The organism is Brevundimonas sp. NPDC055812 (genome assembly GCF_053616535.1).
The window spans coordinates 410,744-422,287 of the sequence record NZ_JBSHDX010000001.1 but is presented as its reverse complement, the minus strand read 5'-3'; the positions used below and the strand labels follow the sequence as shown (position 1 = coordinate 422,287).

General features: G+C 66.6%; 11 protein-coding genes. 5 read left to right on the top strand and 6 right to left on the bottom strand.

Going from position 1 to position 11,544, the window contains the following annotated elements:
• Positions 1-22: 22 nt before the first annotated feature.
• Together mtgA and ACWGL1_RS01995 are read left to right on the top strand one after the other, a co-directional pair.
• Positions 23-730, top strand: coding sequence for a monofunctional biosynthetic peptidoglycan transglycosylase (gene mtgA / locus ACWGL1_RS02000; protein ID WP_452111040.1), 708 nt, complete (start codon positions 23-25; stop codon positions 728-730).
• A gap of 65 nt (positions 731-795) precedes the next feature.
• Entirely contained in the window at positions 796-2,754 is a 1,959-nt protein-coding gene (locus ACWGL1_RS01995; protein WP_452111039.1) for a ubiquitin-activating E1 FCCH domain-containing protein, read from the top strand.
• Between the two features lie 75 nt (positions 2,755-2,829).
• Here the strand turns inward: ACWGL1_RS01995 and ACWGL1_RS01990 are convergent, their stop codons facing one another.
• The 5 genes from ACWGL1_RS01990 to ACWGL1_RS01970 form a co-directional block, all read right to left on the bottom strand.
• Complete coding sequence (locus tag ACWGL1_RS01990) at positions 2,830-3,852, bottom strand: isopenicillin N synthase family dioxygenase (RefSeq protein WP_338576850.1); 1,023 nt, start codon at positions 3,850-3,852, stop codon at positions 2,830-2,832.
• A gap of 53 nt (positions 3,853-3,905) precedes the next feature.
• Positions 3,906-4,739: a DUF4908 domain-containing protein gene (locus ACWGL1_RS01985; protein ID WP_452111038.1), complete on the bottom strand. Its 834-nt coding sequence runs from the start codon at positions 4,737-4,739 to the stop codon at positions 3,906-3,908.
• Positions 4,740-4,787: 48 nt separating this feature from the next.
• Positions 4,788-5,513 (bottom strand): acetoacetyl-CoA reductase, encoded by a 726-nt coding sequence (gene phbB / locus ACWGL1_RS01980; protein ID WP_312218264.1) that lies wholly within the window; start codon positions 5,511-5,513, stop codon positions 4,788-4,790.
• A 100-nt stretch (positions 5,514-5,613) separates the two neighbouring features.
• Positions 5,614-6,684, bottom strand: coding sequence for an NAD(P)-dependent alcohol dehydrogenase (locus ACWGL1_RS01975; protein WP_338576843.1), 1,071 nt, complete (start codon positions 6,682-6,684; stop codon positions 5,614-5,616).
• Positions 6,685-6,688: 4 nt separating this feature from the next.
• Positions 6,689-7,441 carry a DUF72 domain-containing protein gene (locus ACWGL1_RS01970; protein ID WP_452111037.1) on the bottom strand — a complete coding sequence of 251 codons (753 nt, stop codon included), beginning with the start codon at positions 7,439-7,441 and terminating at the stop codon, positions 6,689-6,691.
• A 259-nt stretch (positions 7,442-7,700) separates the two neighbouring features.
• Here ACWGL1_RS01970 and ACWGL1_RS01965 point away from each other — a divergent pair, with 259 nt between their 5' ends.
• From ACWGL1_RS01965 to ACWGL1_RS01955, 3 genes are all read left to right on the top strand, one after another.
• Positions 7,701-8,108 (top strand): hypothetical protein, encoded by a 408-nt coding sequence (locus tag ACWGL1_RS01965; protein WP_452111036.1) that lies wholly within the window; start codon positions 7,701-7,703, stop codon positions 8,106-8,108.
• A 294-nt stretch (positions 8,109-8,402) separates the two neighbouring features.
• Positions 8,403-8,885: a hypothetical protein gene (locus ACWGL1_RS01960; protein ID WP_452111035.1), complete on the top strand. Its 483-nt coding sequence runs from the start codon at positions 8,403-8,405 to the stop codon at positions 8,883-8,885.
• A gap of 159 nt (positions 8,886-9,044) precedes the next feature.
• Entirely contained in the window at positions 9,045-9,836 is a 792-nt protein-coding gene (locus ACWGL1_RS01955) for a TSUP family transporter (protein ID WP_291777195.1), read from the top strand.
• 59 nt (positions 9,837-9,895) lie between these two features.
• On the opposite strand, the gene ACWGL1_RS01950 is transcribed toward ACWGL1_RS01955, so the two are convergent.
• Complete coding sequence (locus ACWGL1_RS01950) at positions 9,896-11,503, bottom strand: ATP-binding protein (protein WP_452111034.1); 1,608 nt, start codon at positions 11,501-11,503, stop codon at positions 9,896-9,898.
• Positions 11,504-11,544: the final 41 nt, after the last annotated feature.

The following is an 11,544-nucleotide window of genomic DNA, read 5'->3' as shown; positions in this document are numbered from 1 at the left end:
CTTCCTGAGTCATCCTCACCCCATGACCCGCGCAAAGGGCCGCAGGCGGCGGCCGATCCTGACCCTGCTCGTGATCCTGGCTCTGTTCCCGCTGGCCGGAGTGGCGGTGCATCGCTTCCTGCCGCCTCTCGCCACGATCCTGATGGTCCAGCAGGCGGCGGCCGGGCATGGCATGGACTATCGCTGGCGCTCGCTGGACCGCATCTCGCCGCGTCTGGTCGAAGCGGTGATCGCCGCCGAGGACGCCCGCTTCTGCCGGCACCACGGCTTCGACGTCGAAGCGATCCAGAAGGCGATGGAGGCCAACGAACGCGCCGAACAGCGCGGCTCGGACAAGAGGCGCGGCGCTTCGACCATCAGCCAGCAGACCGCCAAGAACGTCTTCCTGTGGCCCGGCCGCGACTGGGTCAGGAAGGGGCTGGAAGTCGGTTACACCGGCCTGATCGAGATCGGCTGGGGCAAGCGGCGGATCATGGAGATGTATCTGAACGTCGCCGAATGGGCGCCGGGCGTCTATGGCGCCGAGGCCGCCTCGCGCCACTGGTTTGACAAGAGCGCCGACAAGCTGACCGCGCAGGAGGCCGCCCGCCTGGCCGCCATCCTGCCCAGCCCGCGCCGCTACAAGGCGGCCAACTCCGGCCCCTATGTCCGCCGCCGCGCCGCCCGCATCCAGGCGGCCATGGGCACGGTGCGCCAACAGGGGCTGGACGCCTGCGTCGACCGCCGCTGAGGACGCAGGTTTCGCAACCCGCTGTTAACCGTGAGCTTGGGGCCAAGCTTTAACGGACCCGCGTCATGCTGGGGACGACGGCGGACCCCAGCGTCCGCGCCAGGGCAGCCGGGGTTGGCGACACGATGGACCGATTGACACGCGCCCGCGCCGCCGCCGGGCTGAAGCGACTGACCGCGCGCTTTCTGCGCCAGACCCAGGGCAATGTGGCGATGATGTTCGCCCTGGCCCTGCCGGTGCTGCTGATGATCACCCTGGGCGCCATCGACATCCACCAGGCCTCCAAGGTGAAGGCCCAGCTTCAGGACGCGCTGGATGCCGCCGCCCTGGCCGCCGCCCGTTCGACCTTCACGGACGACGTCAACATCAACAAAGTCGGCCTGGCGGCGCTCAAGGCCAACATGCCCGGCTATTTCGGCGAGACCTCGGGCGACACGGCCAACTTCGTCCTGCTCAACAACCGCGTCACCGGCGACGCCAGGGTCAACGTCAAGGTTCTGGTCGCCAACATCGTCCTGCCCCCCTACGGCAAGCTGCTGGACGACTACCTCCCGGTCAGCACCCGCTCCGAAGTCCTGCGCGCGTCGCGCAACGTCGAGGTGGCCATGGTGCTGGACACCACGGGATCGATGAGCGGCAGCATCGGCGACCTGCGCGAAGCGGCCAAGGAATTGGTCAAGATCGTCGTGCAGGACCAGCAGTCGCCCTTCTATTCCCGCGCGGCCGTGGCCCCCTACGACTGGGCGGTGAAGCTGGACGCCAGCGCCACCCTGCCGGGGACGCTGGCCAAGGCGGCTCGCGGCGACCTGCGCGGTCCGACCGCGATCACCGACATACGTTATTATGACGTTGCGGGGGCTGTCTCGTCAGTCTCGCGCGCAAGTCCCGCTCGGGTGACGACCTCGACGAATCACGGCCTGAAAACGGGGGATCGGGTGGCGATCTCGGGGGTGTCCAACACCACCAACATCAACGACAGCGCGTTCAGCGTCACCGTTATCAATACGAATACCTTCAGTCTGAACGGCTCTGACACGTCCAGATACTCCAGAAACGGGTCCGGCGGCGCGTTTTCGAAATGCCTCAGGGCGGACTGCAACCTCGTCGTGACCTCCGCAGGGCACGGTCTGGCAGGCAATGACTATGTTCACATCGACGGCGTTTCCGGCCTGAAACGACGCACCAACAACGCGCCGCACATCAACGGCAACTTCGCTCCGATCGAAATTCTCGACGCAGATCGTTTCGTCATCGATCGTTTCGGCCCGAACTACGATCCTGTGAAAACCGCTGACGGTCAGGCCTATTGCACCCTGCGGGGCTGTGAATACTTCGTCTTCAGGAATTCCGCAGGCTCCATGTCCAGCCTGCCCGCAACCAATTGCGTGAGCGAGCGGACCGGCGAGGATGCTTACAAGGATACTGCGCCTGGCTTGGCTCCTGTGGGGCGGGTCTATGCGACCAACTGCAACTCGCAGCCGATCCTGCCGTTGACCAGCGTTCGCGGGGATCTCGAAGACCGTATCAATTCGCTCGGGGCTGCGGGCAACACCGCCGGACAGATCGGCATCGCCTGGGGTTGGTATCTGGTGTCGCCCACTTTCGGGTCGATCTTCACGGGCGACGGCCAGCCGGCTCCCTATGATACGTCCAGGACTCTCAAGGCCGTGGTCCTGATGACGGACGGTGAGTTCAATGCGCCCTATTGCGAGGACGTCGCCGCCAATACGGGCGGGCGTTCGACAAGCCGCATCTATTGCGCGGCCACCAACGGGGACCCCTTCCAGCAGTCGGTGAAGCTGTGCGAAGGGATGAAGGCTCAGAACATCGTCGTTTACACGGTGGGCTTCAACCTTGGGAACGCCACAGGACGAGTCGGCGTCGTCGATACCGCCCTGGACGTCATGCGCGCCTGCGCCACAAACGAAGACACCCATTTCTTCAAGGCCGACAGCGGCACGGATCTGCGTGACGCCTTCCGCGCCATCGGCCGCGACATCACCCGCCTGCGCATCGCGCGCTGACGCCGGCTCCGCTGCAAGCAAAAGGGCCGGCGGATCGCTCCGTCGGCCCTTCATGCTTTCAGTCGTCCCGCCCGGTCAGATCAGGCGGATCTCCTTCAGCCGCTCGGTCAGGAAGTCCTCGGCCAGGATGGTCTTGCCCGCATAGCGGTCCGGGTTGTCCGGGGTGATCGTCGACGGCAGGGTCTCGATCGGGAAGTCCGGGTTGAAGTGCAGGAAGAAGGGCGTCGAATAGCGGGCGAAGCCGCGACGCTCGGGCGCCGGGTTGACCACGCGGTGGGTCGTCGACGGCAGGACGTGGTTGACCAGTCGCTGCAGCATGTCGCCGATGTTGACCACCAGGGCGCCCGGCGGCGGGGCGATGTCCAGCCATTCGCCGTCCGAGTCCTTCAGCTGCAGCCCGGCCTCCTCGGCGCCCAGCAGCAGGGTGATGACGTTGATGTCCTCATGGGCGCCCGCGCGCACGCCCTCGGCGTCGGCCGGGATCGGCGGATAGTGCAGCAGGCGCAGCACGCTGTTGCCCAGCTGGACCTTGTCCTCGAAATAGGCGTCGTCCAGCTTCAGATAGCGGGCGATGGCCTTCAGGATGCGGCGGCCCAGCGTGTCCAGACCGTCGTACAGGCCGTAGACGTGCTCGCGGAAGCCCGCGACCTCGGTCGGCCAGATGTTGTCGCGCATGTACCGTCGATAGGGATGGCCCTCCGGCAGTTCGCGGCCCGTGTGCCAGAACTCCTTCAGATCGACGGCCTTGGCGCCCTTGGCCGCCTCGACGCCGAACGGCGTCAGGCCGCGCGCGCCGCCGGTGCCTGGCTGGTGATACTGACGCTTCACGTCCTCGGGCAGGGCGAAGAAGCTCTTGGCGTCGGTCACGGCGGCGTCGATCAGGCCCTGGTCCAGGCCGTGGTCGGCGATGACGGCGAAGCCGTAGCGGGCGAACGAGGCGCCCAGGGCGTCGGCGAAGGCCTGGAAGTCGGCGTCATAGCCCTTCATCGACACGGGGACGATGGCGCGGGTCCTGGCCTTGTCCTCGGCGGAAACGGCGGTGAGGGAAGAGGTCACTGTGAAATCAGCCTCTCTGATGGTGAATATGGCGGCCCTCATACGCCCAATGGGCGCGAAAGGGCAGATGGGGCGGCCTGGGCCTTTGGTCCACGTCAGTCCTGCGGGATGACGGCCCGGATCACGCGCGCCGACGACGGACGACCGGCGATGCCGCGCCGGGGATCGACCACGACGCGCAGGTCGCCGCTGGAATAGGTCACGCTCGCGCGCTGGCCCTCGACCACGGTGATGCTGCGCAGCCGGTCCAGGAAGGGGCGGGCGCTGGGCGAGCGGGCGATGCGGACCACGGCGTCGGTGGTGACGATCAGCGCCTCGATGCACAGGGCCTCGGATTCCTCGCCGAAGACGTTGATGCGGACCAGCCGGCCCATGGCTTCCGAGACCAGACTGCTGCGCCGGGTCATCAGGTTGAACATCTGCACCGGGCCGAGCGAGGGCGGCTCCAGGCTGACCGGCGGCCCGGCCAGGGAGACCGGCGAGCCGCCGGGCGTGCGCGTCGTATAGACGGTGACGCCGCCGCCGGCGGTGACGCGCAGCACCTGATCGCCCGCGTCGTTGCGATAGATGGTGTCGCCGCGGGGGGCCGAGGAAGGACGCAGGGCCCAGGTCTCGGTCGAGCGCTCGAACCGCAGCAGGGTCAGCGACCCCGCCCGGTCCAGGATGAAGGCCTGCCCCGCCTCGGAGACATAGCGTCCCGGCGGCGGGGTGGTGCGGGTCACCGACTGGTCGCGGATGACGCGGCTCTGTTCAGCCTGGACGTTGGAGCGGGTCTGGGCCTCGGCCCTGACGGCGCCCGCCAGACCCGCGACGGCCATCGCCAGTCCCGTGATGCAGAGCAGGCGCAGACCGGCGCCCGTCGCAGCGCTGGGCGCGGCGACGGCGAAGAGAGGCGGCTTCTCCGCCACGGCTTCGACCGCAATCCTCATGATTTAAGAGGTGATACGCCCGAACGGCGGATTTTGGGCGAACGCGGCTTATCCAACCAGGTACTGCCCGCCGTTAAGCGACAGGGTGCAGCCTGTGACATATCCGGCACGCTCGCCCGACAGCCAGGACACCATGTCGGCGATCTCCTCGCCCTTGCCCAGGCGGCCGACCGGAATCTGGGCCACGATGCTGTCCAGCACCTTCTGGTCCATGGCGCCGACCATTTCGGTGTCGATGTAGCCCGGCGCGATGCAGTTGACGGTCACGCCCTTGCGCGCGTTCTCCAGCGCCAGCGCCTTGGTGAAGCCGATCATCCCGGCCTTGGCGGCGGAATAGTTGGTCTGGCCGATCTGGCCCTTCTGGCCGTTGATCGAGGAGATGTTGACGATGCGGCCGAAGCCCCGGTCGCGCATCCCGTTGATCACCTGGCGCGTCATGTTGAACACGCTGTCCATGTTGACGCGGATCACGTCGGACCACTGGTCCGCGCTCATCTTGTGGAAGAAGCCGTCGCGGGTGATGCCCGCATTGTTCACCAGAACGTCGATGGGACCGAACTGCGCCTCGACTTCCTGCACCGCCCGGGCGCAGTCGTCGAAAGAGCCGACGTTGCCCTTCACCACCATGACGCCCAGTTCGCGGGCGGTGGCCTCTGCGGCCTCGGTGTTGCCGGAATAACCGGCCGCGACCTGCAGCCCGTCTTCCTTCAGTCGTTGAACGATCGCCTTGCCGATGCCCCGGGTGCCCCCGGTGACGAATGCGGTACGCGTCATGACCTCTCCCTGTCCTGTGCGGCGGCCGTCGTGGTCGCGACGCCGTCCGCCTCCCTTGCCGACAGCCTTAGCGCGGCTGGAGACGAACGAGAAGACGGGGTTACGCCGTTGCGGTCATGCGGCCCATGTCGATGACGAAGCGGTAGCGCACGTCCGACCGCTCCATCCGTTCATAAGCCTCGTTGATCTGATCGGGGGCGATCACCTCAATATCGCACACGATCCCGTGTTCGCCGCAGAAGTCGAGCATCTCCTGCGTCTCGCGGATGCCGCCAATCAGCGAGCCGGCGATGCGGCGACGCCGCCACAGCAGGGGCATGGCGAAGACCGGCAGCCCCTCGGTCGTCAGGCCCAGCATGACCATGGTCCCGTCGCGCGCCAGCAGATTGACGTGGCTGGCGATCTCATGCGTGGCCGAGACGGTGTTGATGATCAGGTCGAACTGCTCGGCCGCCGCCTTCATGGCCTCGGCGTCCGAGTTGATCAGGAAATGCCGGGCGCCCATCCGCTCGGCGTCGGCCTTCTTGCGGTCCGAGGTCGACAGCACCGTCACCTCGGCGCCCAGGGCGGCGGCCAGCTTGACCGCCATATGGCCCAGGCCGCCCAGGCCGATCACCGCCACCTTCGACCCCGGCCCCACGCCCCAGGTCTTCAGCGGCGACCAGGTGGTGACGCCCGCGCACAGCAGCGGCGCCGCCGCATCCAGCGGCAGGCTGTCGGGAATCTTCAGCACGAAGGCCTGGTCCACCGTGATGCGGTCGGAATAGCCGCCCTGGGTGATGGTCTGGCCGACGCCGGCGCCCTTGGGATCGCGCGAGCCGTAGGTCTGGGTCATGCCCGGCTCGCAATACTGCTCCAGCCCCTCGCGGCAGGCCGAACAGGTCCGGCAGCTGTCGACCATGCAGCCGACGCCGACGCGGTCGCCTTCCTTGAACCGGGTGACGTTCGCGCCGACCGCCGTCACCACCCCGGCGATCTCATGGCCCGGCACGATGGGATAGCGCGTCCCGCCCAGGTCGTTCTTCACCACATGCAGGTCCGAGTGGCAGACGCCGCAGTATTTGATCTCGATGGCCACGTCGTCCGGGCCGGGATCGCGGCGCTCGAAGCTGTAGGGGCTCAGCGGCTGGTCGGCGGCGGTCGCGGCGAAGGCGCGCGTGGCGATGGGCATGGGTTCAGTCCTTCAGCTTGGCGATCAGCGCCTGGGCCGCCGCCGGGTTCCGCATCTTGGCCCCCGAGATGAAGTAGGCGAAGACGTCGCCGCGCTCGGCCCAGCCGCGCGCCTGTTTCGCCACGGCGTCCAACTCTCCTGAGGTCATGCCCGTCGGCTCGTCTTCGCGGCTGGACATCAGCCGCGCATAGGTAAAGTCCGCCGTCGCCTCGTCGATCTGGGGCCAGGTCGGCTCCTCGTCGTCGACCGCATAGACGACGGCCGCGCCGTATTTGCGCGCCAGATCATAGAACTGTTCGGTGGCGAAGGTTGGATTGCGCACTTCCAGCGCGTGGCGCAGCCGCACCCCGTCCTTCTCCTTGGGCAACAGCTTCAGGAAGCCTTCGAAATCCTCGGGCTCGAACTTCTTCGTCCCCATGAACTGCCAGTTGATCGGCCCCAGCTTGTCGCCCAGCACCGTCAGCCCCTGCGACAGGAACCGCTCGAAACTCTCGGCGCCGTCGGACAGAACCTTTCTATTGGTGCAGTAGCGACTGGCCTTGACCGCAAAGACGAAGCCGTCGGGCGTCTCGTCGCGCCACTTCGCCCAGCTGTCGGGCTTGAAGGTCGAATAGTAGGTGCCGTTGATCTCAATGGAGGTCAGCGCCCGGCTGGCGAACTCCAGCTCCCGCTTCTGCACCAACCCTTCAGGATAGAAGACCCCGCGCCACGGCTCGAAGGTCCAGCCGCCGACGCCGATATGGATGGACCCTGTCATGGCTGCGCCTCCTGAATGCAGGCCGCCTTGATCGCAGAAATCCCCGGCCGTCGCTATGGGAAGCGGACGGTAGGTTCCCATCCCAGCAAGTTAATATAGGCTGCGAAAATCGGCAGGGATCGCAATGCCTACGCTGCATTGGTCCGGGGTGGCCATAATGGGGGCGCTGCTACTGGGAAGCTGCGAGCGGCCTCCACAAGGGCAGGAGCGGTATGCGCCGCAATCGCCAGCCCCAGATACTGCCCCACGTCGCGAAGTCTTGCGCCGCGCCATTGTCCCGCCGCCAGAGGCGGCTTCGGCTCGGCTCTTCGTCCATGTCGGGGACTTCAACGATCCTGATAAAGAGTTCATCGAACCAGCTGGACGCAGGCTATCGGAACAGCAACGTAAGGTGTTCGAGGAAGCTCTGACCGTTGTCGGTTATGACCGAGCACCCCACGCAGTGGCGGCGTGTTTTGTTCCCCATCACTTCCTTCGATATTACGACCGGGCCGGTCAACAGGTCGGGGAGATCGCCATCTGCTTCTGTTGTGATGGCGTGTCGGCGAAGCCTGATATGGTCGGGCCGGTCCCGACCGGGGTGGGGGACATACAGATTGAGTTTGGTGCAAAGCTGCAGAGCGTTATCGAAGCGATGGGGCTGCCTACCAACGTGCGGTGCGATTAAAGGCTGGCTGCGCGTCCGCTTAGGGTGGTTAGCGGACATTGGCTCGGGCATTGTGAGCCCATGTTCCCACGGCTAGCCCAAAGTGCATTCGCGTCGCTCTTCCTTGTGGCAGGGGCGTGCTCGGAACGTCCGGCTGGAACAGCCGATGATATTGGGCCGGAGATCACGGCTTGGGCAAAGTTGAATACCCAAGCTTTTAGCCCAACTGCCATCAAGTTGCGCGACGGAACGTGCCTAGACAGCAAGCGAGTGTCGCGCCCGTGGGCGACTGCGACCCTCCATCCGATAGACCCGTTGAATCCCGCTCTTCTCATTGCTGCGGATGGCGACGCGGTAGGAATTTCACCCTACGAGGTGCCGGGTCGCAATGAGGACTGGTATGGGCGCCCGCAGGACGGACGGGTCTGGGTTTCTGTTGTCGGCTGGTCCAATCCCGACAAAGACTATTTGGAATCGTGGGTCGTTGGACCTCCTGCAGCGGTGGGCGCCTCAATCCGCAAAACTCCGACACCACCCACTATTGGAACGCCGACGCTTTGGGCTGTGAAGATCAGTTCAGAATCCTATCCATATGGTTATGTAGATGGTCGGAAGCTCACGCAATGCCGGGACTATGGGCCTGAAATTCCACTCATCTGGTGCCAGATCGTCTCGCTGGATGAACAGTATAAGTCTTCAGTGCAGCTTGACGCCAGCAATCTGCCACGGCTCCCTCAGGTGCTGAGCTCGATAAGCGAAGCGATTGAGAACATCCGCGGACCCTGTGAACTGGCATAATTGATAGACTGCCGCTCACAGTCGAGGATGATGCGGCGCCGTCTCCGTCGCCTTAACGCGAAACATCGGCTTGAGCTCGTGCGTCCATCTTCACCTCGACGCGGTGGCGGTCCGCAACGCGCGGGTCTATAGCGCCAGCCTGACCGGAGTGCTGCGCGCGTGTTTGAACTGACGCCTGAGATCATCGCCCTGTTGGGCGTCGCGTCGGTGATCGCCGGCTTCATCGACGCCATCGCCGGGGGCGGGGGGCTGATCTCCTTGCCGGCCCTGCTGTCGGTGGGGCTGAACCCGGTCGCCGCCATCGCCACCAACAAGGTTCAGGGCAGCGTCGGCACGGCCTCGGCCCTGTGGAATTTCTGGCGCAAGGGGCGGGTGGATTTTCGCCTGATCCGCTGGCCGATGCTGTTGACGGCGATCGGGGCGGGGCTGGGGGCCTTCGCCGTCACCCTGGTGGACACGCGCTGGCTGATGATCCTGCTGCCCGTGCTGCTGGTCGGCATCGCCCTGTATTTCCTGCTCGGCCCCAAGGCGGCCGACGAGGACGCCCACGCCCGGCTGACGCCTCTGGCCTATGCCGTCGTGGCGGGCGGGATCGGCTTCTACGACGGCTTCTTCGGGCCGGGGACGGGGTCCTTCTTCGCGCTGAGCCTCGTCATGCTGCTGGGCATGGGGCTGACGCGGGCGACGGCGCACACCAAGGCGCTGAACCTGATGAGCAATGTCGTCGGCATCGTCGTCCTGGCGGTCGGCGGCCACATTGTCTGGGTGCTGGCCGGGATCATGGCGGTGGGCCAGTTCATCGGCGGCCGCCTGGGCTCCCACGCGGCCATGCGCTTCGGGCCGCGGCTGATCCGGCCCCTGCTGGTGGTCATCTCCCTGGCCATGACGGCGCGGCTGCTGTCCGATCCGGCCAACCCGCTGCGGGCCATGATCGCCGGCTGGCTGGGCTAGACCATTCACTTGAGCGAATATCTAGGTTCACATGCGATCGCATGTGAACCGATTTCGCTCTAGGCCGTGCGGCCGCCCAGGGTCAGGGCCTTGCGGACGGCGCCGGTCAGGGCCTCGGCCGTGACCGGCTTGGCCAGGTGAAGGTCGGCGCCAGCCTGGGCGGCCTGTTCCTGATGCTCGGCCATGGCATTGGCGCTCAGCATGATGACCGGCGCGCGCGGACGCGCCGGATCGGCGGCCTCGATCTCGCGCAGGGCGCGCGTGGCGCTCAGCCCGTCCATCGCCGGCATCTGCATGTCCATCAGCACCAGGTCGAACCTCTCAGCGGCGAAGACGGCCACCGCCTGCTCTCCGTTTTCGACCAGGGTCAGCTCGACGCTGTCGCCCAGGATCAGCTGCACCACCCGCTGGTTGATCGGGTGATCCTCGGCCAGCAGGACGCGGGGGCGGGCGCGGGAAGGCGATAGGTCTGACGCCGCCTCTTCGCCGCCGGCCGTCTCGAACGGCGCGGGGACGGGGATGCGCGTCAGCGGCAGTTCGACCCGGAAACGGCTGCCTTCGCCCAGGGCCGACTCGGCCTCGATGCGTCCGCCCATCATCTCCGTCAGGGCGTGGCAGATGGACAGGCCCAGCCCGGCGCCGCCGAACCGCCGGGTGATGGAGGCGTCGGCCTGGCTGAACCGCTGGAACAGCTGCGCCGCATGGTCGGGGCCGAAGCCGATGCCGGTGTCGCGCACCTCCAGCGTCAGCAGGGCGGCGTCGTCGCCCCTGTCCAGCAGGTCGATATGGGCTGAAACCTGGCCCTGTGCGGTGAATTTGACGGCGTTGGACAGCAGATTGCCCAGGATCTGGCGGATCCGCACCACGTCGCCGTTGAAGACGCCGCACGCGCTCTCGGCGCGCTCGATGCGGAAGATCAGGCCCTTCTCCTCGGCCAGGCGGCGCAGGGGGGCGATGGTCGGGATCAGGGCGTCGTCCAGGTCGAAGGGACGGACCTCCAGCGTCATTCGCCCGGATTCGACGCGCGACACGTCCAGGATGTCCGTAACCAGCCGCTCCAGGGTCACGCCGGAACTGCGGACCAGTTCGACCATTTCGGCCTGCTGCGGCGACAACGGCGTGCGCGCCAGGGCGTCGATGACGCCGATGACCCCGTTCAGCGGCGTGCGGATCTCATGGCTCATATTGGCCAGGAAATCGGACTTGGCGCGGCTGGCGGCCTCGGCCGCCGCCTTGGCCTCGATCAGGGCGCGCTCCGCCGCCGCCTTGGCCGTCACGTCGCGGGCCACGGCGTAGATGCGGTCGCCGAACTTCTGCGCTCGCCATTCCAGGGTGACGTAGCCGCCGTCCTTGTGGCGATAGCGGTTGACGTGGCCCAGCACCGGATCGCCGGGGCGGCGCGTCTCGACCTCGGTCACGCTGTCCAGGGTGCCGGGCAGATCGTCCGGGTGGACCAGGGTCAGTATGGCCAGGCCGACCAGCTCCTGGGGCTGATAGCCCAAGGTCGAGGCCCAGGAGGCGCTGACCCGCACGATCCGCCCTTCCAGGTCGCGGATCACCAGCAGGTCCAGGGAGACGTCGAAGAAGGTCGCCAGATCGACCACGGCGTCAGGAGGCGGCTGCGGCTGTCCCGTCGATGAAGGGGCGGCGGCCGGAGTGAAGGGCATGGGCGGTCCTGAGGCGCGGTCCTGAAGGCAGGCTGGACCCT

Bases quoted from the DNA above. Each gene is read 5' to 3' on its own strand.
- ACWGL1_RS01995 (WP_452111039.1), top strand. From the start codon at position 796: ATGCTGGGGACGACGGCGGACCCCAGCGTCCGCGCCAGGGCAGCCGGG.
- ACWGL1_RS01985 (WP_452111038.1), bottom strand. From the start codon at position 4,739: ATGAGGATTGCGGTCGAAGCCGTGGCGGAGAAGCCGCCTCTCTTCGCC.
- phbB (WP_312218264.1), bottom strand. From the start codon at position 5,513: ATGACGCGTACCGCATTCGTCACCGGGGGCACCCGGGGCATCGGCAAG.
- mtgA (WP_452111040.1), top strand. From the start codon at position 23: ATGACCCGCGCAAAGGGCCGCAGGCGGCGGCCGATCCTGACCCTGCTC.
- ACWGL1_RS01950 (WP_452111034.1), bottom strand. From the start codon at position 11,503: ATGCCCTTCACTCCGGCCGCCGCCCCTTCATCGACGGGACAGCCGCAG.
- ACWGL1_RS01990 (WP_338576850.1), bottom strand. From the start codon at position 3,852: ATGAGGGCCGCCATATTCACCATCAGAGAGGCTGATTTCACAGTGACC.
- ACWGL1_RS01975 (WP_338576843.1), bottom strand. From the start codon at position 6,684: ATGCCCATCGCCACGCGCGCCTTCGCCGCGACCGCCGCCGACCAGCCG.
- ACWGL1_RS01970 (WP_452111037.1), bottom strand. From the start codon at position 7,441: ATGACAGGGTCCATCCATATCGGCGTCGGCGGCTGGACCTTCGAGCCG.